Origin of the sequence: Pseudodesulfovibrio tunisiensis (genome assembly GCF_022809775.1) — a bacterium.
GTDB lineage: Bacteria > Desulfobacterota > Desulfovibrionia > Desulfovibrionales > Desulfovibrionaceae > Pseudodesulfovibrio > Pseudodesulfovibrio tunisiensis.
Window position 1 is genome coordinate 1321633 of sequence record NZ_CP094380.1, and the last position, 22942, is coordinate 1344574.

21 protein-coding genes and 2 tRNA genes are annotated in these 22942 nt (G+C 59.4%); 7 read left to right on the plus strand and 16 right to left on the minus strand.

The window, feature by feature from the left end; all coding sequences use genetic code 11:
- The first annotated feature begins 90 nt into the window (after positions 1-90).
- Positions 91-369, plus strand: a complete 279-nt coding sequence (locus MPN23_RS06660; RefSeq protein WP_243546917.1) for a FeoA family protein — start codon at positions 91-93, stop codon at positions 367-369.
- A 73-nt stretch (positions 370-442) separates the two neighbouring features.
- Positions 443-1399: a YbgA family protein gene (locus MPN23_RS06665; RefSeq protein WP_243546918.1), complete on the plus strand. Its 957-nt coding sequence runs from the start codon at positions 443-445 to the stop codon at positions 1397-1399.
- A 103-nt stretch (positions 1400-1502) separates the two neighbouring features.
- Here MPN23_RS06665 and metG read toward each other — a convergent pair whose 3' ends face one another.
- The 8 genes from metG to murA form a co-directional block, all read right to left on the minus strand.
- Positions 1503-3449, minus strand: a complete 1947-nt coding sequence (metG, locus tag MPN23_RS06670; protein ID WP_243546919.1) for a methionine--tRNA ligase — start codon at positions 3447-3449, stop codon at positions 1503-1505.
- A gap of 42 nt (positions 3450-3491) precedes the next feature.
- Positions 3492-4595 carry a PSP1 domain-containing protein gene (locus MPN23_RS06675; RefSeq protein WP_243546920.1) on the minus strand — a complete coding sequence of 368 codons (1104 nt, stop codon included), beginning with the start codon at positions 4593-4595 and terminating at the stop codon, positions 3492-3494.
- A gap of 179 nt (positions 4596-4774) precedes the next feature.
- On the minus strand, positions 4775-5170 hold the full coding sequence (locus tag MPN23_RS06680) for a response regulator (protein WP_243546921.1): 396 nt from the start codon (positions 5168-5170) through the stop codon (positions 4775-4777).
- A gap of 104 nt (positions 5171-5274) precedes the next feature.
- The gene (locus tag MPN23_RS06685; protein WP_243546922.1) at positions 5275-6156 is read right to left on the minus strand and encodes an MBL fold metallo-hydrolase; all 882 of its coding nucleotides are present in this window, start codon (positions 6154-6156) and stop codon (positions 5275-5277) included.
- The gene (locus tag MPN23_RS06690; RefSeq protein WP_243546923.1) at positions 6156-7016 is read right to left on the minus strand and encodes an HDOD domain-containing protein; all 861 of its coding nucleotides are present in this window, start codon (positions 7014-7016) and stop codon (positions 6156-6158) included. The genes MPN23_RS06685 and MPN23_RS06690 overlap by 1 nt, the downstream gene beginning before the upstream one ends.
- A 9-nt stretch (positions 7017-7025) precedes the next feature.
- Positions 7026-7799, minus strand: a complete 774-nt coding sequence (locus MPN23_RS06695; protein ID WP_243546924.1) for a ComEC/Rec2 family competence protein — start codon at positions 7797-7799, stop codon at positions 7026-7028.
- Positions 7708-9549, minus strand: a complete 1842-nt coding sequence (locus MPN23_RS06700) for a ComEC/Rec2 family competence protein (RefSeq protein WP_243546925.1) — start codon at positions 9547-9549, stop codon at positions 7708-7710. Before MPN23_RS06700 ends, MPN23_RS06695 begins: the two co-directional genes overlap by 92 nt.
- A 98-nt stretch (positions 9550-9647) precedes the next feature.
- Positions 9648-10904, minus strand: a complete 1257-nt coding sequence (murA, locus tag MPN23_RS06705) for a UDP-N-acetylglucosamine 1-carboxyvinyltransferase (RefSeq protein ID WP_243546926.1) — start codon at positions 10902-10904, stop codon at positions 9648-9650.
- Positions 10905-10984: 80 nt separating this feature from the next.
- Here murA and MPN23_RS06710 point away from each other — a divergent pair.
- Positions 10985-11060: transfer RNA gene (locus MPN23_RS06710), tRNA-His, on the plus strand.
- Here MPN23_RS06710 and MPN23_RS06715 read toward each other — a convergent pair.
- Positions 11039-11728 carry a lipid-binding SYLF domain-containing protein gene (locus MPN23_RS06715; protein ID WP_243546927.1) on the minus strand — a complete coding sequence of 230 codons (690 nt, stop codon included), beginning with the start codon at positions 11726-11728 and terminating at the stop codon, positions 11039-11041. The genes MPN23_RS06710 and MPN23_RS06715 overlap by 22 nt on opposite strands.
- A 317-nt stretch (positions 11729-12045) precedes the next feature.
- Here MPN23_RS06715 and MPN23_RS06720 point away from each other — a divergent pair, with 317 nt between their 5' ends.
- Positions 12046-12507, plus strand: a complete 462-nt coding sequence (locus tag MPN23_RS06720) for a cytochrome P460 family protein (protein ID WP_243546928.1) — start codon at positions 12046-12048, stop codon at positions 12505-12507.
- A gap of 91 nt (positions 12508-12598) precedes the next feature.
- Here the strand turns inward: MPN23_RS06720 and selB are convergent, their stop codons facing one another.
- Genes selB through MPN23_RS06745 form a run of 5 tightly spaced genes read right to left on the minus strand, consistent with a single transcriptional unit; the run spans position 12599 to position 19053 of the window.
- Positions 12599-14506 carry a selenocysteine-specific translation elongation factor gene (gene selB / locus MPN23_RS06725; protein WP_243546929.1) on the minus strand — a complete coding sequence of 636 codons (1908 nt, stop codon included), beginning with the start codon at positions 14504-14506 and terminating at the stop codon, positions 12599-12601.
- 39 nt (positions 14507-14545) lie between these two features.
- Positions 14546-14971, minus strand: coding sequence for a VOC family protein (locus MPN23_RS06730; protein ID WP_243546930.1), 426 nt, complete (start codon positions 14969-14971; stop codon positions 14546-14548).
- Positions 14972-15030: 59 nt separating this feature from the next.
- Positions 15031-16407 carry an aminopeptidase gene (locus MPN23_RS06735; protein WP_243546931.1) on the minus strand — a complete coding sequence of 459 codons (1377 nt, stop codon included), beginning with the start codon at positions 16405-16407 and terminating at the stop codon, positions 15031-15033.
- Between the two features lie 10 nt (positions 16408-16417).
- Entirely contained in the window at positions 16418-17818 is a 1401-nt protein-coding gene (gene selA, locus MPN23_RS06740; RefSeq protein WP_243546932.1) for an L-seryl-tRNA(Sec) selenium transferase, read from the minus strand.
- An 11-nt stretch (positions 17819-17829) separates the two neighbouring features.
- The gene (locus MPN23_RS06745; RefSeq protein ID WP_243546933.1) at positions 17830-19053 is read right to left on the minus strand and encodes a bifunctional folylpolyglutamate synthase/dihydrofolate synthase; all 1224 of its coding nucleotides are present in this window, start codon (positions 19051-19053) and stop codon (positions 17830-17832) included.
- 122 nt (positions 19054-19175) lie between these two features.
- On the opposite strand from MPN23_RS06745, the gene MPN23_RS06750 reads away from it, so the two are divergent.
- A tRNA-Arg gene (locus MPN23_RS06750) sits at positions 19176-19252 on the plus strand.
- Between the two features lie 175 nt (positions 19253-19427).
- On the opposite strand, the gene MPN23_RS06755 is transcribed toward MPN23_RS06750, so the two are convergent.
- Entirely contained in the window at positions 19428-20072 is a 645-nt protein-coding gene (locus MPN23_RS06755) for a response regulator (protein ID WP_243546934.1), read from the minus strand.
- The gene (locus MPN23_RS06760) at positions 20047-20274 is read right to left on the minus strand and encodes a hypothetical protein (RefSeq protein WP_243546935.1); all 228 of its coding nucleotides are present in this window, start codon (positions 20272-20274) and stop codon (positions 20047-20049) included. Before MPN23_RS06760 ends, MPN23_RS06755 begins: the two co-directional genes overlap by 26 nt.
- Before the next feature lie 360 nt (positions 20275-20634).
- Between MPN23_RS06760 and MPN23_RS06765 the strand changes: the two genes are divergently transcribed.
- Complete coding sequence (locus MPN23_RS06765) at positions 20635-21543, plus strand: ABC transporter substrate-binding protein (protein WP_279388699.1); 909 nt, start codon at positions 20635-20637, stop codon at positions 21541-21543.
- Between the two features lie 6 nt (positions 21544-21549).
- Positions 21550-22929: a sensor histidine kinase gene (locus MPN23_RS06770; protein WP_243546937.1), complete on the plus strand. Its 1380-nt coding sequence runs from the start codon at positions 21550-21552 to the stop codon at positions 22927-22929.
- The last annotated feature ends 13 nt before the right edge of the window (positions 22930-22942 follow it).

Sequence of the window (22942 nt, forward strand, 5' to 3'; positions counted from 1 at the left end):
TCTTGAAGAACATTGGCGTGCGGGAAAGCATTGACAACCAAGAAGTTGAAACTTATTTTCAATTGCACCCAACAGGGAAGGATGAACAACATGCAGAAACCCTTGACAAAGTTTCCCACCGGCTCCGAAGTGAGGATTGCCGGAATAGACGGAGGCCGCGGCGCCAGATCCAGAATGCTGGCTCTGGGCCTCACTCCGGGCTGTCCGGCAACCGTACTTGGTGGCGGTCCCACCGGCTGCCGGGTTCGGGTTCGCGGCGCGGACCTCGTGCTCTGTTGCGGCCTTGCGGAAAAGATTCTGGCCGTTGACGCAGACTCCAATGAAATCCCGCCCTGCCCGTGCTGCCACAGGCAGTGCGCCAAAGCCTGACGAAAACATCCACATCCGACTTGTTTCCGACTCTCCGCCAATGATAGCATTCGGCAAAATACGGGAGGAGGCAATGAGCAACTTCATCAAGATCGGCGCAAGCGCCTGCCTGCTCGGCGAACCGGTCCGCTGGAACGGCGTCGGCGCACTCGACAAGTACATCACCGAAACACTCGGCAATTATTTCGAATTCATTCCCGCGTGCCCGGAAGTAGGATGCGGCATGCCCATTCCCCGCGAACCGGTTCGACTGGTCGGTGATCCGGAGAATCCCCGCATCGTGGGCCGAAAATCCGGCGAGGACTGGAGTTCGCGCATGCGGGCATGGGGCAAACAGACCTTGGACGATTTGGAAAAGCAAAACCTGTGCGGATTCATCTTCAAGGCAAAATCCCCGTCCAGCGGCCCATTCAGAATCAAGGTCTATCCGGAGGAGGGTGGTCAGCCCGTCAGTTACAGCGGCGTGGGCTTCTTTGCCCGCATGTTCATGGACCGCTTTCCCCTGCTCCCCATCGAGGACGACGGCCGGCTGCACGATCCCCGGCTGCGGGAGAACTTCATTGAACGCGTCTTCGTGTTCAGACGCTGGCGCGACATGCTGACGGACGGTCCGACCATGGGCGGACTGGTGGATTTCCACACCCGCCACAAGATGCTGATCCGATCCCACGACGTGCAATCCTACCGCGAACTCGGAAAACTCGTGGCCGAAGGCAAACGGCTTGGACTGCCCGCCCTGCTGGACAAGTACCTCACGGTCCTGACCAGAACCCTCACCCTCAAGACCACACCCAAAAAACACGCGGACGTGCTCCAGCACATCATGGGCCATTTCAAAAAGCAGCTTTCAGGCGACGAAAAACTGGAGTTGCTGGAAATCATCGCCAACTACAAGGACGGCCTTGTTCCGCTCATCGTGCCCGTCACCCTGCTCAACCATTTTGTCCGCAAATACGGCAACGAATACCTTGCGGCCCAGCATTACCTGAATCCGCATCCGCTGGAACTCAAGCTCCGCAATCACGCATGAAAAAAGGCCCGGCATTGCGCCGGGCCTTCTCATTTTCGATCAGCATAGTCGAATCCGCCGGGCAGATCGCTGCACCAGCAGATCGCCGTTCAAGGACAACCTGCTAGCTGGCCTTGCTGCCGGGTTCCACAGGCTGGGTGGTGGTGAGCAGTTGCAGTCCGTCGCCGGACTTCACGGCCAGAATCATGCCCTGCGAAAGCTGCTTGCGAATCTTGCGGGGCTTGAGATTGGCGACCAGCACCACCTGCTTGCCCTTGAGTTCCTCGGGCTTGAAGAATTCCGCGATGCCTGCCACAACCTGACGCGGCTCGGCTTCGCCGAGATCGACACGTACCAGAAGCAGACGGTCCGCATCCGGATGCGGCTCCACGTCCAGCACCGTGCCCACACGCAGATCGAGCTTGGTGAAATCCTCGAATTCGGCATAGGTTGGACCGGCTTCAGCGGATTCGTTCTTCTTGGCCTTTTTGGCCTTTTCCTGCTTTTTCGCCTTGGGAGCCTCGGGCTTGGGCTCGGGCAGCTCCACACGCGGAAACAGGTTCGACGTCTTCGCCACCACGGAACCGGATTCCAGAAGGCCCCAGACATCAAGTTCCTTGGCCAGATTGTACTTGTTCACGTCAAAGGACAGACCAAGCTGTTCCAGCATCTGTTCGCTGGCATCCGGCATGACCGGCCAGACGTGCAAGGCGATCTTGCGCATGTTTTCCAGCAGCACGTAGATGACCGTGGACAACCGGTCCATGTTCTTTTCCTTGAACAGGGTCCATGGTGCGCTGGCGTCGATGTACTTGTTCAGGCCACGCACCAGTTCCCACAGCCCTTCCAGAGCCCGCGAGAACTTGAACTGCGCAAAATTGTCCTGAAAGGACTGCATGGCGTCCTGCCCCAGCTTCTTTATCTCGGCGTCGATCACGTCCTCGACTTCCGGAGCTGGAACATTGCCGCCAAAATACTTGTGGGTCATGGCCAGAGTGCGGTTGAACAGATTGCCGAGATCATTGGCCAGATCGGCATTCAATCGGCCCACAAGGGCTTCCTCGGAAAAACTGGAATCCTGTCCAAAGGACATCTCCCTGAGCAGGAAATACCTGAAGGCATTCATGCCATAGGTGTCCTTCATCTTGAGCGGCTCGACCACATTGCCCAGAGACTTGGACATCTTGGTGTCCTTGATGAGCCAGTATCCGTGCACGTTGAGGTGCTGGTACGGCTCGATCTCGGCCGCCTTGAGCATGGTCGGCCAGAAAATGGCATGCGGCTTGAGGATGTCCTTGGCAACGATATGATTGGCAACGGGCCAGAACTTGCCGAACTTGTCGCCCTCGGGATATTCCAGCGCCGTCAGATAGTTGATGAGCGCATCGAACCAGACATACGTGACGTAGTCCTTGTCGAACGGCAGCTCGATTCCCCATGTCAGGCGAGACTTGGGCCGGGAGATGCACAGGTCCTCCAGAGCGCCGGATTCCAGCAGGCTCAGGACCTCGTTGCGGTAGCGCTCGGGACGGATGAAATCGGGATTCTTCAGGATGTGCTCCCGCAGCCATCCCTGATACTTGGACATCTTGAAGAAGTAGTTCTTCTCGGAAATGTATTCGGGCTTGGTCAGATGGTCCGGGCACAGGCCGTCCACCAGTTCCTTTTCGGTATAGAACCGTTCGCAGCCGAAGCAGTAGTGCCCGCCGTATTCGCCGAAATAGATGTCGCCCTTGTCGTAGACCTTCTGCAGAATCTCCTGAACCACCTTCACGTGCCTGGGCTCGGTCGTGCGGATGAAGTCGTTGTTGGAGATGCCCATGTCGGGCCAGAGGTTGCGGAAAAGACCGCTGATGGTGTCCACGTACTCCTGGGGAGACTGATTGTTGGCTTCGGCCGCCTGCACGATCTTGTCGCCGTGTTCGTCCGTGCCAGTGAGAAAATAGGTTTCCGCGCCCATGAGCTTGTGGAACCGGCTGATGGAATCGGCGACGATGGTTGTGTACGCATGGCCCAGATGAGGGCGGGCGTTCACATAGTAAATGGGCGTGGTAATGTAGAAGTTTTCCAAAACACTCTCCTTGCCAGGGGTAGCAAAACCCCTGTCACACAATTATTTTTTGGAAGGACGGCGACGGCGGCGCGGCCTGCGGGAGGATTTTCCGGACCTGCCGGAAGTCTCCTTGGCCGATGCTTTGCCTGCGTCTTTCGCATCTTCTGCCTGCGCGCCCTGATCCTGACGGGACCTGGGCTTGGGACGGGGTGCCGACTCCTCTTTGGCCGAGGAATCGGACGGTGCCCGCGGAGCAGGCTTCGAGGCGGCGGAAGTGGAACGGGCTGGCTTGGACGGTGCGCGTCCTCCCCGGGAGCGAGCCGATCTGGCTCCGCGTTCAAGTGCTTCCTCGCTGGGCGGTTTGTTCACGATTTCAGCCCATTCGTCAACGGATACTTCCCGCTCCTCATTGCCTTCAACAAGCAAGGTAATGTTTTTCTTGAACAAATTGGAACGGATCACTTTCACGCGGCCAAGGGAGGTCGTGTACTTCTTCCCCACCTTGGGACTCTGGCGATGAAACTCCTCGTACGATTCCTGCTCAAAGCTGAGGCAACAGAGCAGTCGACCGCAAATACCCGATATCTTGGTAGGATTGAGAAAAAGATTTTGTTCCTTGGCCATTTTGATGGTCACGGGAACAAACTTGCGCATGAAGCGACGGCAGCAGCAAAGCTGGCCGCAGTTGCCAATGGCCCCGAGCATCTGGGTTTCGTGCCGAACGCCGATCTGTCGCAATTCGATGCGGGTCCGGTATTCGCGCACAAGGTCCTTGATGAGTTCGCGGAAATCGATGCGACCAGGGGCGGTAAAAAAGAAGACCATCTTGCTGCGATCGAAAAAAACCTCCACGTCCACGAGCTTCATACCCAATCCGAGCCGCTCGATGCTCTTGCGGCAGAACTTGAACGCAGCACGCGACAGCTCCCGGTTTTCGGTCACAGCCTCCATGTCCTTGTCGTTGGCCAGCCGATAGATGGCCTTGTGGCCCTCTCCGGTCTCGTCCTCCCTGGGCGCCTGGCGGGTGAGAACCACCTTGCCCAGGCCCATGCCCTGATCGGTCTTGACGATGACGTTCTGGCCTTCCCTGACCACGAACGGTCCGGAAGAGAAATAATAGACCTGTCCGTAGTCCGTAAACTTGATGCCGAGTATCTGGCTCATTGATGGGTATCCCGTATATGATAAGCCCGGTTTCGGGGCGATGTTGTCTTCAGGAAGGGGGCAATATATTAGAAAACGCCGCAGACTTCAAATGGTGCGAACAACCTCGGCGCGACGCGGCCACCGCGCGCGACAACGGAAAACCGGAACTTGAACCGCTCGGAATCCCTCGCAAAAAACTATACAAGCCCCAGACTTTTCACTTCAGCCATGAGTTTGGGCTCGTCAATGGGCTTGACCAGATAGGATGTGGCACCGCCCAGAAAGAAGGCATCGTGCGTTTCCTTTTCATCATCGAGCATGGTCGTCACGATGACCTTGGCCTCGCGCTGGTGCGGGATGGCGTGCTCCTTTTCAATGGAACGGATTTCCCGAAGCGCGGCCTGCCCGTCCATCTCCGGCATAAGCAGATCGAGGCAGATGAGATCGTACGGTTCCCGGTCCACCAGTGCCTGCCGAAACGCCTCGATCGCCTCCTCCCCGTTCACGGCAATATCGCACCGCGCGAACGGACGAAGAATTTCATGAATCATGTTGCGGCTGTAAAAATCGTCATCAACAATCAGCGCTTTCATTTCCCCCTCCTGCGGCTACGCAAAAACACTCAAAATACCGATGATATGTGCTCGCACGTTTATCGCACGAAATCAAGCCGATATGCCCGCAAAAACAAACGGAATCAGACCTCGATCGTCTCGCCTTCCCGGGCAAGGTGCACATCGACTCCTGTGTCGGCCCACTCCTTGCGCAAGCGTTCCATCACGCGGTCCAGCTCCGCATCCGAACGAGTGGTCTCGTGGTGGGTCAGATACACCCTGCCGATTCCGGCGCGACGAGCCAGGTCCAGCGCCTGCGAAAAGGAGGAATGTCCCCACCCTCTTCTGGCTGGATATTCCTCCTCGGTGTACTGGGCGTCCGAGATCAGTACATCCACCCCGGTCAGGAAATCGATCATGCCCTGATACCGTTCGTCGACCACTTCCTGATATCGTTGATACTCCTCGTCGCCCGGATCGTAAATATTGAAAAACGGCTCATGGTCGCCGGTGAAGAACAGGGATCGCCCGCCGCACTCCACCTTCATGCCGTAATCCACGGCCGGATGATTCATGAGCAGCGACGTCACCGAACAGCCCCCCACTTCCACATGTTCGCGATCCGCAAGCGTGCGATAGCGGATGTCCGCCTTGAGCTCGGCCACGCGCACGGGGAAATGCGGATATTCCATCTGCCTGGAAAGCACGGACTCGATGCCGCCCATGGTCACGGGATCAGGCGGACCATACATCGCCACAGTGTTGCCGGGCACGAAAAGCGGCACGAAAAACGGCAATCCCTGAATATGGTCCCAATGGGTGTGGCTGATGAAGATGTGGCAGTTGACGGGCATGGATCGGGCGAGCTGAAGGCCAAGGGGACGAATGCCGGTGCCTGCGTCAAGGATGATGCATTCGTCATTCCCCCCGCGCACTTCGATGCAGGTTGTATTGCCGCCGTACCTGACCGTATCCGGCCCGGGAGCGGCAAGGGAACCGCGCGTGCCCCAGAAGGTGAATCGCATTACCCGGCCTCCCCCAGTTTGATGAAGACACGGGCACGCTCCACTTCCTCGTCCAACGTGTCGAGATCATCCACCAATCCGGCAAGATTCTTGCCGAACCGACCGGCAACAGCATCCGGAAACGGCTCCACGACGAGATCTCCGGCAAACCCGAATGCCAGATGCTTGCAAATCTGATTGGCCGCAAACACGCAGTCCACCAGTTGGGAAGACGCTCCGCTCAGGGGAGCATGATGTCGTGCCACAGCATCCCGAAGTTCGGGAGGCAACGCCCATTTTTCCCCGAGAAGATCACCGATCTCCGCATGATCCACCCCGAACACCCCGGCTTCGGCCTGTTGCAGGCTTGTTCCCGGATCAACGGCCTTGTCCAGTGCCCGGGAAAACTCGTCGGGAAGATACAGGGCAAACACGACCTTGCCGATATCATGCAGCAGACCTGCCGCGAAATAATCGCCGGATTCGTCCCGGGACACGCCGAGCCGTTCCCCGAGCATCCGGGTGCAGACGGCCACGGCAAGGGAATGCAGCCAGAACGCCCCCATGTCCAGACCCGCGACGTTCCGACTCGGAATGGCGCCCACGGCAGCCAATCCCACCGCCACATTCTTGAGCGTATTCAACCCGAGATACACGCTGGCATGATTGATGGAAGTGATCTCGCGGGAAATGCCGAAATATGCGGAATTGACCAATCGAAGAATCTTGAGGGTAAAGACCGGGTCGGTCTTGATGACCTCCACAAGCTCCTTCTGGGAGCAATTCACGTCCGAAGTCAGGCGCAGAACATGGCGCACGCTTTCGGGAAAGGCGGGCATACGGTCCACGGCGGCCAGCAATCGCTTTTTTACATCCAGCATGGATTCCGTTCACGAGTCGGGTTTGCGGGAAAACAGGTCGTCCCAGGAACTCTGCACCTGTTCTAACAGAGAAAAACGATCAAGGAAACTGTTCAGATGCGTGATACATCCAGTCCCGGAAACGACCCGCACCCCGGAATCCTTTCCCTCCCAGACGGCAATCACGCCCCCCTCTCCCGAGGTGACGTGCAAGGGAATATCGAGATTCGCACAGGTCCGCACCACTTCCTCGGCAGGAAAACCGAATCGATTCAGATACCCGCAGGAACACAACGCGACATTCGGAGCGACTTCAACCAGAAAATCCCGATTCAGACTCGATCCGCTCCCATGGTGCGGCAGAATCAGGACATCGGATTCCATCCCGCACCCGGAGGCCAGCAGCGCACGTATCCCGACCTGTTCCACGTCCCCGGGCAACAGAACCAATCCATGTCCATTCCGCACCAGACGCAGCACAAGGGAACGCTCATTCGCATCATGACATCCAAAATTCCGTGCCGGATGCAGCACCTGAAACACGGCACCATGACCGATGTCGACCCTGTCTCCAGCCGCAACAACTTCCTGCGTCACGTTGCCCTGCTCCAGAGCCCGGGCAAGTCGCTCGCCGGTCCTGCCACCCGGCATGTCACCGGAAAACAGGAAACGCCCCACGGAAAACATGCCTGTCACCCAAGGCAACCCGCCGCTATGATCGGCATCGCCATGCGACAGAATAACGCCGTCCAGACGAGGCGGCCTGCCCCAGGCAAGCCGCGCTCCGACAACAGCCTGTCCCACATCGAAATACCGGCTGCCCGGCCCGCCCCCATCCACGAGCCAGCGATGCCCGCCGGGCAGGGAAACAATACACGCCTGCGCCTGCCCCACGTCGAGCACTTCCAGAGACACGACATCGCGGGCATCCTCGACCATTACCAGAACATGGGGCACGGCGAGCAGGACCACCCCCATCCCGACCAGTCCGAGGCACTGCCGTACATCCCGCCCCCCGACAGGCAATCACCACGCAAAGCAGCACTGCCCCCCCGAGCATTTCCGGCCACCATGGCCGCAGCACCGCAACCAGAGGCGTTGCCCCGGCCTCTCCGGCGCGACCGACCAACGTCAGCAACAGGTCAACAGCCACCCCTGCCCCCTTGAACAGCCATGCACTCATGGCCTGCGTTGCTGAAAACGGAGCCAAAACCATGCCCAGCAGGCCCAACGGCATGACCCAGAACCCGATCACGGGCAGCCAGACCAGATTGAACAGCACATTGGGAGCAAGTTGACCGAAATACCAACTCAGCAGTGGCAACAGGGCCAGATTCGCACACATGCTCACTCCGAGAATGCCCAATGCGCGGGATATTCCGACACGAATCATTCCGCCGGAAAAACGGAACAGGGGGGACACGAGCGGATACAGCAGCACGATTCCGGCAACAGCCACGGCCGACATCTGCAAGCCAAGATCGAATACGGACAACGGGGACCGGATCACGATGCAGGCCAAAGCGAAGAACAGTCCGTCCAGCAGCACCCGAGGCCTGCCCATGAACAGAAGCACGCCCCATGCCGCATACATGCATGCGGCACGCAAAAGACTCGGGGAAGGCTGGCCCAGCCATGCATAGGCCAACACCAGAGGCGCGGCCAGCAGCACGGCCAGTCTGGGCCGGGGAATGCGCAACATCAGCCCGGGCCGGACAAGACAAAGCACATGCGCCAGCCCGAGCCCGATCATGGCCACGAACCCAACATGCAGCCCTGACAGGGCCAACACATGGGAAAGCCCGGCGCTCCGGGCCAGATCCATGGCGTTCGCCCCGACCAGATGCCGATCCCCGGAGACCAGAGCCAGCACGACGCCACCTCCCGGCGTCTTCGGCACATGATCTTCCACGGCCCGCCGCAATCCGGCCTTGAGTTTCCAGAAGGCATCATCCGGACGCTCTCCCCATTGCGCATTCACGTTTTTCCCAGTGGCCCATGATCGCCAGAACACGTTCTGCCGAGCCCAGTACCATTCGTAATCCCACTGCCCGGGATTGCCGAGTCCGTGCACGGGAAGCACGCGCAACCAGACCTGAACACGCTGACCCGGGCATGGATCGTACGCCGGGAACCGCCAGTTCCAGACCAGTCGTCCCGGCAAGGCTTCGCCCTCGCCTCCCCGCATTTCGCACGTCACGTCGCGAAGAATGACACGCAGCCGCGCCCCGGTATTGGGCACGACCTCATCCACCACACCATGCACAAGCACCTTTTCCCGCTCCCGCATCCAGTCGGGCATGTCCTCGGGAATCTGTGGCGCACGGGCCCAGCCGTATCCGATTCCGGCCAGAAAGCAGAATGCCACGAACCACGGCTTGAGGCCCGGACCGCGCAAGGTCCGATCCGCAAGCCACAGCACGCAGCCAGCTCCAAGACAGGGAACCGGAAATCGCAAGGCCGGAATGCCCAGAATGAAAAAAAGGAAACACACCTGCCAGGGAAGCAGGCCGGGAACGGAATCGGAAAGCGACGGCTCCGGGTCATCGGGCATGATGGTCGGCCCCGGGCACGGTTGAAAACAGACTCATGACGCTTCACAACCCTGAAAAAAGGGGAAAGGCATGCCGCCCTTCCCCTTTCGAAATCGTTTTACGCCCTGACGCGACGGATGCGCCCGCCAACGCCGGACAGTTTTTCCTCGATGCGCTCATACCCGCGGTCCAGATGATAGATGCGCTGCACTTCGGTAGCGCCCTGCGCAGCCAGACCGGCCAGTACCAGAGAGGCCGAGGCCCGCAGATCGGACGCCATGACCGGTGCGCCCACCAGCTTGCCCACGCCCCGGACCATGGCAGTGCGTCCGCGAAGCCGCACATCCGCGCCGAGACGCACCAATTCCAGAACATGCATGAAGCGGTTCTCGAAAATCTTTTCCTCAACGGTTCCCGCTCCCTCGCCAAAGCACATCAGGGCCATGAGCTGGGCCTGCATGTCCGTGGGATAGCCCGGAAACGGCTGGGTGGTCACGTCCACATTCCGAAGCACGCCGTTTTCGCGGCGCACCAGCACATAGCCATTCTCTTCCTGAAGCCAGACTCCCATCTCGCGCAACTTGTAGGCCACGGCGTCAAGCTCCTGATACGGGCAGTCCATGATCCTGAGTTCGCCATCCGTGATGGCGGCCGCAACCATGTAGGTGCCCGCCTCGATGCGGTCCGGCATGACCCGATATGCGCACCCCTTGAGGGAATCCACGCCCCGCACGGTAATCACGCTGGTGCCGTGCCCGGAAATGTCCGCGCCGCAGGCGATGAGGAAGTTGGCCAGATCCACGACTTCGGGCTCGCGGGCCGCGTTTTCCAGAATGGTTTCCCCATCGGCCAGACTCGCAGCCATGAGCAGATTCTCGGTTCCGCCCACAGTGGGGAAATCAAAGGTGATATGCGCACCCTTCAGCCGCCCCTTGCAGGTTCCCTTGATGTAGCCTTCAGTCAATTTGAACTCGGCTCCCATCTTTTCCAATGCCTTCAGATGCAGGTCCACGGGCCGCGCACCGATGGCACATCCACCGGGCAGGGCCACGCGGGCTTCGCCCAGCAGGGCGAGCAGCGGACCAAGGCACAGGACCGAGGCACGCATGGTCTTGACCAGTTCGTAAGGGGCCTCGGGCACCAGATTTCTGCATTCGGAATAGACCCGATTGCCTTCAAACGAACAGGAACATCCAAGAATATTGAGCAGTTTCAAGGAAGTATGGATGTCCGCAAGGCGAGGCACATTGGAAAGCTCCACAGGTCCCTGAGCCAGAAGACATGCCATGAGAATGGGAAGAGCCGCATTTTTGGAACCGCTGACGCGGATTTCGCCTTCAAGGGGAACACCACCTTCAATGATCAATTTATCCATGAGATTCCTTTTTTTTCATTTTTTTTCATTTCTTGCTTGACCACCGGCGCAACCTTCGCTACTTCTTTCGTCCTCGCACGGTGGGTGTAGCTCAGTTGGTAGAGCACCTGGTTGTGGCCCAGGTGGCCGTGGGTTCAAGTCCCATCACTCACCCCAAGCGCAAATCCGGACGGAGTTTCGACTCCGTCTTTTTTTTGTGCCTGATGTCCGGCCAGAGACAGGATGTCGCGCAACGCAATCGCACCAGAGGGCACGGGACAGGCAAGCGCAGTTTCAGCATCTCCACGATCAAGGCCGTGATAGGCGGCATTCAGGGATTCCCGGTCCGCAAGACCGCCCCCGGACACGCCCACCCCACCGAACAATCCGGCAGCCTCGCTCACAAAGGCCACGTCCGCGCCCGGATGAAATCCCGGAGCACGATTGATGAGCCAATCCGCATTCATGACCGTGACCGATGCCTGACCACGCACCAGCACGCCGTTCTCCACGGCGTAGCGGATGTCCTGCTCCCGCTGGAACAGCATGATCCCGTCGATGCTCTCCACCCCGGCCTGAATGCCGAATCCGGCCCAGCTCGCGGTGAAAAAGACGGGGCCGTTCCAGCCGCCATCCTTTCCGCGTACCAGCATCACCCCGCTTCCGCCCCCGGCGGAAAACAGGAATCCGCCATTGACCATGGACGGAAACACGAGCACGCCCCGGGCCTCGGCAATCAGGGATCGCAGGACAGCGTCTCGATCCTTGTCCAGATACTTGCGCAACGTCTCTTCCGCGCCATCCACAAGGGTCTGGGCAGCGGCCGCGTCACGGGACGCGGACACGGGCCGTACCTGACGATTGGCGGCGCATCCCGCAACAAGGAGAAGAAGGATGGACAACGCGAGGAATCGGGCTGTCCGGACAGCGTGCACAAATCTCATGGAGAAGGCGTAAAGTGCCCGCCGCCTCGTGTCAAGAAGCACGGAATTTTCACAAAGCCGAAAAGAGACCGTTTCAAACCGCACAGTCGGCAGCCAAAACAAATAACATCAACTTGCGCAATCTAATTGACCTGAGCATGGATTGAAGGACTACCATTCGCTCATGCGTCGAAATGCGTTCGAAACTGCGATCTCCATTGCGACAAGGGGGAACAGTCATGCAGACAGGAGCATTGGCCACCGTGCTGATTGCGGCAACCCTGTCCGCCTATGCGGCGGGCATGCCCGGAAACGATCCGGACGAACTCTGGACCTTCATCACCAAAACGGACAACTACAGGACATGGTGCCCATGGTCCGATCACCGGGGCATCCACCCGGGCAGTTCACCCCACGGAGCCACCCACCGGGTGTTCGTGAACAGACCGGGACAGATGTCGACTCAGGTCCCGGCCAGAAACGGCACCATCGTGGTCAAGGAAAATTTCGATCGGAAAGGCGCACTGGCCGCCGTGACCGTGATGTTCAAGAGCAAGGGATACAACCCGGAGGCGGGCGACTGGTACTGGGCCAAGTATTTGCCGGACGGCAAGGTCGACAAGGCTGGCAAGCCGGCCGGTTGCATCGGATGCCACGCGGCCCGGGCGGACAACGACTACATCATGCTGCACGATTTCTGATTGGCGGACAGTTCCCTTCATGCAGAAAGACGCGCGCTCCCCATCCGAAAGGGAAACGCGCGTCTTTTCATCCCTGCGTCAGGAAAGAGCGTCAGACCGCCTTGCGCAAGCGTCGCATGTCACCCACGCGCACGGTCAGCTTCTCCTTGTCGAAGTATTCGAGCAACGGAATCAGGAACTTGCGGGACAACCCCGTGATCTCCTTGAAATCCGGGGCGCTCATCTCTCCCTTTTTCGACAGAAACGCCACGGTATTGCGGCGAATTTCGTTCAAGGCTGCGGCATGGTAGTACATGTTCTCGTTGATCTTCACGAGCAGGCCCTCGTCCTGCAACAGCCGGAACACGGGCGCGGCCTGCTTGCGGTCCATGCCCAGTTCGGCCAGCACGTCCTTGACGTTGGGCGGCGTTGCCCCGCCCTTTTCATGGGCTGAAAGAATGACCTCGCGCACCTTGGCCTGATCCGAGGCCAGAGACACCTTGTGCCCGGGCAGCTTGAGCATTTCCTGCTCGGCAACCACCCTGCCCTGCTTGATGAGCCGCTCCAGCACCATGTGAAACAGCTTGGGCGGAATGCCCCTGCCCCACGAGGAAGCCAGTTCGCCGCGCTGCACGCCCGGTTTCATGGACTGGGCACGATGGAATTCGGCCAAAAAATCAAGAAGCCCGGAAGCCAGTCGTTCCGGCACGTCTCCGCCCGCGAAACGCCGCTCGTCGCGGTCGAACATCAGGGCCTGTCCCTTGCCGCCCAGCGATTGCAGGGCCTTGTCCAGCGCCTTGGTGCCCAGATTGGTCATGACCAGCAGTTCGGCATGGCTTGCCCCGCCATTTCCGGCACGCTCCAGATGCACGCCCACCAGTTCCTCGGGTGAACCGTTCACCAGCCGTTCGACCAGCTTCACCTGATCCGAGAACCGCTTGACCTTGCGGCCCACCGGCCCGATCACCTTGCCCCCGGCAAAGGCCCGGAGCGGGGAAAAGGATCGCAGCACGACCCGATCACCATACACCGAAACCATGGGGCCGGAAAACCGAACCTGACACACTGCGGTTTCGCCCGGAGCAAGCTGGTCGCGATCCAGCAGATACACACGCGCCAGCACATCCCTTGCTCCATGATGAAAATGCACTTCCTTGCGGTGCTTGAGCGGCAGGGGCGAGGATTCCAGAACCGTCAGTTCCACCTCCCACACATCCGAAGGAAACAGGGTGCCGGGCCGGGCGATCACATCGCCGCGATGCAGGTCGTCCACTTCCAGATTCTGAAGATTCACGGCAGTACGGCGGCCCGCTTCCGCAGTTTCCACAGTCTGGCCGTGGGATTGCAGCCCGCGCACCCTGGAGGCCTTGCCCGCGGGATACACAATCACGTCGTCGCCCACGGAGATGGAGCCGGAAATCATGGTACCGGTCACCACGGTGCCGTGCCCCTTCATGGTGAAGACACGGTCGACAGGCAACCGGAACAGATCGGTGCGCCGCTCCGGAGCCAGCGTGGACACCAGCGAGGAAAGCTCGGCCCTGAGCATGTCCAGCCCCTGCCCGGTGTGCGAGGACACCGGAATCACGGGCGCACCGCCAAGAAAGGTGGGTTCAAGGTAGGACTGCACTTCCTCCACCACCATTTCCAGCCATTCCTCGTCCACCATGTCGGCCTTGGTCAAAGCCACCAGTCCGGTCTTTACGCCCAGAAGCTGGCAGATTTCCAGATGCTCGCGGGTCTGGGGCATGATGCCCTCGTCCGAGGCAATGGCCAGCAGCACGAAATCGATGCCCGCAGCTCCGGCCACCATGTTCTTGACGAACTTCTCATGCCCCGGCACGTCCACCACGCCAAGGCGCGCCCCGTTGTCCAGATCAAGAAAGGCAAACCCCAGTTCTATGGTGATGCCGCGCTTCTTCTCCTCGGAAAGCCTGTCGCAGTCGATGCCCGTAAGCGCCTTGATCAGCGTGGTCTTGCCGTGGTCGATATGCCCGGCGGTCCCCATGATTATCGGCATGTATCCCCCATCAGAAAATGCATACTGTCGTTCCGCGCGTTACCATTGAAATTCGTGATTCGGACCGAGCGGGGAAAACGGATTCCACGCCACTTCCCAGAGCATGCCGTCCGGGTCCGCGAAATACCCGGAGTATCCGCCCCAGAACGTGTCCTGCGCTGGCTTGACAATGGAACCGCCCACCTGTTCGGCCTCGGCCAGCACCTGATCCACCTCTTCCCGGGTGGAAACATTGTAGGCAAGAGTCACGCCCCGAAATCCACTCCCCGAGGAATCGACCTGAGCATCCTCGGCCAGCCCGTCCCAGGAATACAGACACAGGGTCGAAGCATGCAGGTTATAGGCAATGATCGCGCCCTCTTCCTCCCTGGAAGAATCCATGCGCCAGCCCAGAGCATCGTAAAACGCCTTGCTCCGGGCCAAATTCCTGACTCCAAGGGTAATCACGCTGATACGCTGTTCCATGAGCGGCTCCTCCAAGCATGAAAAAAGGGCCCGGCAATCACCGGGCCCTTCCGAATCTTCTAGTTTTTCAGGAAGGCCCTGAATGCCTGGATGCAGGCGTACAGGTCCGCAGTGGCAACCAGTTCGAACGGACTGTGCATGGACAGCACGGGCAGCCCCACGTCGATCACGTCCATGCCGTAGACCGCGAGAAACTTGGCAACGGTTCCGCCGCCGCCCTCGTCCACCTTGCCCAGTTCGGACATGTGCCACGGAACTCCGGCCTTGTCGAACACGGCGCGCAACTGGCCGATGAACTCGGGATGCGCGTCATTGGCGCCGACCTTGCCGCGATGGCCCGTGAACTTGTTGAAGCACGGCCCATAGCCCATGCGGGCTGCGTTCAGGGGCTCGTACACTTCCTTGAAGTTCGGGTCCATGGCTGCGGAAACGTCTGCGGACAAAGCCGAACCATTGGTAAAGATGGCGGACATCCGTGCGCCCGGCTCCCACGCCTCGGCCAGCTCCTCCATGCAGTATTCGAAGAAATAGCTCTTGGCACCGGTAGCGCCATCCGAACCAATCTCCTCCTTGTCCCAGAACAGCACGATCTGGGCATATTCCGGCTCGGGCTCGGCCATCAGGGCCTCAAGGGCGCAGAATACGCTGGAGCGATCATCATGGCCGTAGCCGCCGATCAGGGACTCGTCCAGTCCAACGAACCGGGCCGGGCCAGCCGGGACAGCCTGCAATTCCGCGCTGAGCAGATCGGCCTCCACAATGCCGTACCGCTTGTTCAGGATTTCCAGCACGCGCCGCTTGACCGGCTTCTCGAGCTTTTCGGAGCCTTCCTCGGCCGGGGACTGTCCCAGAACCAGATTCAGTTTCTCGCCTTCGAACACCTCGGAAAGCTTGCGGTTCGCATCCTTGTGCGCCAGATGCGGCAGCAGGTCGGTGATGACCAGCACCGGGTCGGACGGGTCCTCGCCAATGCACACGTTCACAACCGTGCCGTCGGTTCTGACCACCACGCCATGCAGGGCCAGCGGCATGGTCAGCCACTGGTGCTTCCGGATGCCGCCATAATAGTGGGTCTTGGCCAGGCACAGGTCCAGGTCCTCGTACAGGGGACGCTGCTTCAGATCCAGACGGGGGCAGTCGGCATGGGCGCCCAGCAGACGAAACCCCTGAGACAGAGGCTTCTTCCCTTTTCGCGCCAGAAAGCAGGTCTTGTTCCGATTGAAACGAAAGCAGGCCGGAGCGCGCAGATCATCCACGAATCCGGCTTTCTCGGCGCGCTTGCGCACGTAATCCATGACCAGCCGCTCGGTCTTGCACGAGGACAGAAAGTCGATGTACTCGGCAGCGGTCTTGTGCATGGCCTTGCGGTCCTTTTCCGAGGAATAGACCTTCCATGCGTTTTTCGGCTCATATTCAAGTTCCAGTTTCTTGCTCATGGCAATCTCCTTATTGCATATCAAGGGCCTGCCGCAAGGCTGCGGCGACCATTCCGAATTCCCGGGAATCAAGCGTGCGCGGATCCAGCAGAAAGGCATCGTCCTCGATGCGCGCCACCAGAGGCGGGTCCGTGTCCAGAAGCCGCTGCCTGAGTTCGGGAATGGAAATTTCTTCGGTCGTCACGCTGACCAGCGTGCCGGGCAGATCATATTCCGGAAACGCACCGCCGCCCACGCGCGAAAAACCGCGCTTCAGGGCCACGGCCACGCGATCGCCCAGCACCTTGCGCAGGGTGTCGGCCAGCCGCCGAGCCCGGCTCTTGAGCGCGGCCTCGGACATGGTGATCATGCGCAGGGTGGGAATGCGCTCGCGGGCAAGGTCCATGTCCAGATACAGGCGCAGGGTCGCTTCCAGCGCGGCCAATGTCATCTTGTCGATGCGCATGGCGCGGTTGATCGGATTGCGCTTGATGCGCTCGATGTATTCGCGCCGTCCCACGATGATGCCGGCCTGCGGGCCGCCCAGCACCTTGTCCCCGGAAAAGGACACCACGTCCGCGCCCTGTTCCACGACCTGCTGCACCGTGGGCTCGCCGTGCAACCCGGCATTTTCCAGCGAATACAGGGTACCGCTGCCCAGGTCCTCGATCACGGGCAGGCCGTACCTGTCCCCAAGGGCGCGCATCTCGGGCAGGCTCACCTCGCGGGTAAAGCCCACCACGCGGAAATTCGAGGTGTGCACGCGCATGAGCGCGGCAGTTTCCTCATTGATGGCCCCTTCATAGTCGTAAACATGGGTCCGGTTCGTGGCCCCGACTTCGCGCAGGATGGCCCCGGACTTGGTCATCACGTCCGGAATGCGGAACGAACCGCCGATCTCCACGAGCTGCCCCCGGGAAACGATCACTTCCCTGCCCCGGGCAAGGGTTTCCAGCATGATGAACACGGCGGCCGCGTTGTTGTTGACCACAAGCGCGGCCTCGGCCCCGGTTATGCGGCACAGCAGCTCCTCCACATGGCTGTAACGGCTGCCCCGTTCGCCCGTGGAAAGGTCGAATTCGCAGTTGGAATAGTGGCCGCACGCCTCGGCAACCGCCCGGATCGCGGAATCCGCGAGCAGGGATCGGCCCATATTGGTGTGCACCACCACGCCCGTGGCGTTCAGCACGCGCCGGAAATGCGGACGGGACTTGGCGCGGACATGCGCGGACATGCGCGGCAGAAGCGCCTCCAGAGCCAATGCGTCCGGCTCCGCAATCAGTCCTGCCCGGATTTCCTCTCGGCACACGTCGAGGAATTCATTGACCAGCCCCTTGAGCAGGGGACGGGGCAACTCCGAGAAATACGAGTCCCGCGTCAACGCGTCCAAGGCGTCGTTCACGGAAGGAATGTGCTTGTACAAACTGCTCATGATACATCCGGCTACGGTTGCGGTGTCAAAAACTCCGGATGAAGTGTATAAAACTCGGCCAGCAAATACAAGGACCCGCAGACAAGCACCGTTTTCAGTTCCGGCCCAATGCTTCCCAAAGCTGCAGCAATGTCGGACACGGGCACGGCCTTCGGCCCGATGCGCTCTGCCAGAGCCCGGGCATCCCCGGCCCGTTCATTGTCCAGACCGGGCACGAGCACCGGCCCCGGGGTCAGGGATTGCAGCAGCGGCAGCATGGGATCGAAATCCTTGTCCGCCAGACAGGCGAATACCAATGCATCCGGCACCAGCCCCTCCGCATCCAGTGCCCGCTTGATGGCAGTCAGCGCATGGGCATTGTGCGCGCCGTCCAGAATCAGAGTACGGCCACCAAAGTCGATGAACTGCATCCGACCGGGAACGAACGCCCGGCGCAATCCCTCGGCCTCGGCTTCAGACCGGGACTCCCGCCCGGCCATGCGCACGAATTCGCGCCATCCGGCAAGAGCAAGCCGTGCGTTTTCCCGCTGATGCGAACCGCGCAGACCAAGCGCGGACTGCGGCGGGACCTCGGCAAGGGATTCCGCGGAATCCAGAACAATGCCCAGCGAGTCGGCGCGTTCCCGATACACACGCATCACTGCCGAATCCTGCGGTCCGGTCACAGCCCTGCTCTGCGCGTGCAAGGCCCCGGACTTGTCCCGGGCAATGTCTTCCAGCGTCGGTCCGAGTATCTTCTCGTGGTCCATGCCCACGGGCGCAAACAGGGTCAATCCGGGCGCAAACACGTTGGTCGCGTCGAACCGTCCGCCAAGCCCGGCCTCCATCACGGCCACGTCCACATCGTGCCGTTCAAAGGCCAGCATGGCCAGACAGGTCTGGAATTCGAAATACGTCAGGTCCGAGCCCCCGGGCGTGTCCATGACCGCATTGGCCAGTTCGACCCACTCCTCGCGGTCCAGCATGCGACCGTTCACGCGAACGCGCTCCCGGGGCGACACGAAATGCGGAGAGTTGAACAGGCCGGTGCGCAGGCCGTGCGCCCGGGCAATGGCTTCGAAAAACCGGGAAGTGGACCCCTTGCCATTGGTCCCGACCACATGCACGATCGGCATGGAAAACCTGCCGTGTTCGCGATGAAAACGCGCCATGCGGTCAAGGGTCAGATTCATATGAAACAACCCGAGCCGCTCCATGTGGCGAGTCAGGTCGGAATAGGTATTGAATGTGTTCACGGCGGGGTCATAACAGGAAATTCTCCGGGACGAAACACCCGGAACCAGCCCCCCGATCCGGCCCGATCTTCATTATCTCCTTGACCAAACCCGACGATTCAATTACATGTTGCGCCGCTAATGCGCCAGTAGCTCAGGTGGATAGAGCATCGGCCTTCTAAGCCGACGGCCCGGGGTTCGAATCCTCGCTGGCGCACCACAGGCAATCAAGGGCTTGCGGACGTTGTCTGCAAGCCCTTTGATTTTCAGCGGCATGAACCGAAATCCCACAACAGTTCCAGCCTCTTCATCTGACGGCGGCCCTCTTCCCCCCAAATGCAAAAACGGGCCGACATGTTCATGCCGACCCGTTTTCCGTTTCCAAATTAATGCAGTTACAGCACGTCCATCGACTTGAATCGCCGGACAAGTTCCGCGCTGTTCTTGGCATTGAGCTTGCGCAGAATGTTGGTCTTGTGCTTTTCCGCAGTCTTCACGCTGATGAACAGATGCTCGGCAATCTCCTGATTGCTGCCCCTGTCCTCCACGATAAGCTGAAGCACTTCCTTTTCCCGCGGAGTCAGCGTGCTCATGGAGCCCTCCGCAGGTGCGGAGCTTGACCGCACGTATCCGTTGATGACCTCGGTGGCCACGGACGGACTCAGATAGGCGTTTCCGCCCAGCACGCTTTCAATGGCCCGGACCAGCTCATTGTTCTCCGAGTCCTTGATCACGTATCCGTTTGCCCCGGCCATGAGCGCCGCGAAGATGAATTCCTCCTCGGCATGCGCGGACAGAACCAGTATTCTGGTTTCCGGCGAATACCGTCGGGCTTCCTCGATGACGCGGATGCCGTTTGCCTTGGGCATGGAAAGATCCACCATGAGCAGATCGGGCTCGTATTTGTGCAGGAGCTGAATCGCTTCAAGCCCGTCGGCAGACTCCCCAACCACACGCCATTCGGCCCTGTCGGCAATGAGCGCCTTCAGGCCGTCCCGGATCAACGGATGATCCTCAGCTATCAGTATCGTTTGTTGCATTGTTCTTTGCGGTCACCAGGTAGCCCAGCTTCGAAGCTATCAGGACAACCGGTGTAACGTCTTCGGTTTTCTGCATCAAGTCGCACAACTTGTTTACAGAATTCTCGATGCCGTCACAACCATGAACATCACTCGGAGTCAAGATTCCTCCCTGACGCTGTTCCTTGATCCACGCCTTCACGATTTTCCCAGTCTGAAGCATGATAAACCCCCTTCATGCTTTTCGGTTAACACGGACTACGTCTCATGAAATGAAAAAAAAGCGGGCAACGGTAAAGTCGGGTGCACCCCAATTCATGGGGGACCCTCCCTGTGCACTTGGTAGGGTCAAATACGGGTTTTCCTGCTGGTTGCAATGCAACATATTGTCATATAAGCTTTTTACGAAAGTAACTGGTTAGGGTTGCCATTCGTTCAATTTTATAAAATGTTAATCAATATCAACCCCTCTGTTTTGGTTTCTATAATTTATAGCAAAGCAACTATGGAGTTCGCTATGAAACGTTTTCTACTATTGACACTGCTTGCCATTTTTCTTTCTACATCTACCGCAATGGCCGAAATGCCCAAAGTCACCATTGCGTTGGGCACCGGTCCCATGTCTGCACAAGTATTCATGGCCGAACATAAAGGATATTTTCAGGAGGAAGGCGTTCAGGTCGAACTCGTCCGCCGCAAATCCGGGCCTCAGGCTCTCATCGCAATGCTTGAGGGCAAGGCAGACATTGCCCACACCAGCAGCGTAAGCATCGTTCTGGAAAATCTGGATTTCTCGAAATATGCCATCATCGCCACCGGTGCCACTGCCGACGATCTGCTCAAGGTCGTGGGACGCAAGGACAGGGGCATCCTGACCCCCAAGGACCTTCGCGGCAAGACCATCGGCGTGATCAAGGGCACCTATGCCCATTTCTATGTGTACAAGGTACTGAGCTACGCGGGCATCCCCTTTGACGAAGTCAGGATCGTGTTCATGAAAAAGCCCCAGCTGGCCCCGGCTCTGGCCGACGGAAGCATCGACGCATTCTGCCAGCACAGCCAGCCCATCACGCAGGCCCAGAAACTGCTCGGCGACAACTTCGTCATGCTCAAGAGTGGAGCCATGGGCCGCCAGATCGTTTCCCACATCGCCTCCCGCGACACCATCAAGGCCAAACGCGAAGGCATAAAGCGCATGTATGCGGCCATGATCCGGGCCAATGAATACATCCTCACCCACCCGCAGGAGACCATCAAGGTCGTGGCGGAAGCCCAGAACATCAAGCTCGGCAAGGTCAAGCGCTTCATCGAAAAGGAAGGCAATTACGAAATCGGCCTCAAGCAGGCGCTGCTGACCACTCTCGAAGGCATCGACCAGTGGGCCATGCAGTGCGACCTCGTGCAGTATGACACCCCCCGCAACTTCCTCGGTCTGATCGACTACTCCATTCTGGAAGAAGTCGATCCGGATTCCGTCACTCTCATTCACTAGAAAAGAATGCGCATACGAACCAAACTTCTCTTTCTGCTGGCGTTCACCATTCTCTTCTTCGCCATAGGCACCACCTGCCTGTATCTGACGGAAAAGCAGATCGCCGCTTCGCTGACCCACAGCCGCAACGCCACGGCCATTCTCAAGGAAGTGACGGCCCTGCACGTTCTGGGCGTGGAGTTCACCCCGGACAATGTCGAAAGAGTGGCCTACCAATGGGTCAAGAAACGGGAATGTTTGGAAGCTCTGATACGCAGCTACAAGGAACGACAGAATACACCGCTTCTTGCGCGGCTGGAGCGGGAGCTTGATCGGGCGGACAGCGCCTTCATGAAGCTCAAGAAGATCACGCAGCAAAACGAATCGAATCCGAACAAGTACAAGACGACCCGCCAGTACATGCTGTCGCACCTCACGGTTCTTCTGGACTTCATGTCCACGCAGGCGAACATGGCGGCCCGGGACGGCTTCCAGAAGGCCTACGCAACCCAGCAGGTACGCAACTGGGTGCTGGCAGGCATCGTGACATGCGCCATCGTCTTCATGGCGCTTTGGGCTCTTGCCCTGTGGAAAAGTCTGATGCGCCCTCTGGGCGAGCTTTCGCAGGCCATTGATTCGGCAGCCAGCGGCAACCTGTCCGCACGTGTCGGCCAGTTGGGCAAGGGCAACGAAATCGTCGATGTTTCCCAGGCCTTCAACGCCATGACGCGTCGGCTGGAAAAGATCACGGTTTCGCGCCAGCGGTTTCTGGAGGCCACGGACAACGAACGCGGACGCATAGGTCGCGAACTGCATGACGGCATTGGCCAGGCCCTCACTGCCGGGCGTGTGCTGCTCGGCAACGAGGTCACCCAATTGGAAAAACGGGGATGCAGGACAGACGGCATCCAGAAGGTGCGGGAGCTTCTCGGTCGATCACTGGAAGACCTGCGCCGGACCATCCACAACCTGCGGCCCGCCGTGCTCGACGAACTCGGTCTGAAATCCGCGCTGCAATGGCTCTGCCGAACCACGGAGGAAGTCCATTCCGTCAAGGTGCTCTACGACATGAGCATCCCCGAGGACACCGTTCCCCCGATGCTGCGCAGCAATCTGTACCGCATCATTCAGGAAGCGCTGAACAACTCTGTCCGCCACGGCAAGCCTTCGCGCATCGACATTCAGATCGGCATGATCGACAACGAGCTGGATTTGATGATCGAGGACGACGGCATGGGATTCGATGCCGACACCGTTTCCCGATACGGCAACGGCCTGTCCAGCATCCGCGAACGAGCCGCGGCCTTTGGCGGAGAAGCCATCATCGAATCGGCACCGGGCAGAGGGGTATGCATCACGGTGACGGTTCCGCTGTGCCTTGTCGCGCCGCCGTCAGACGAGGACTGATTCAAAAGCAAAA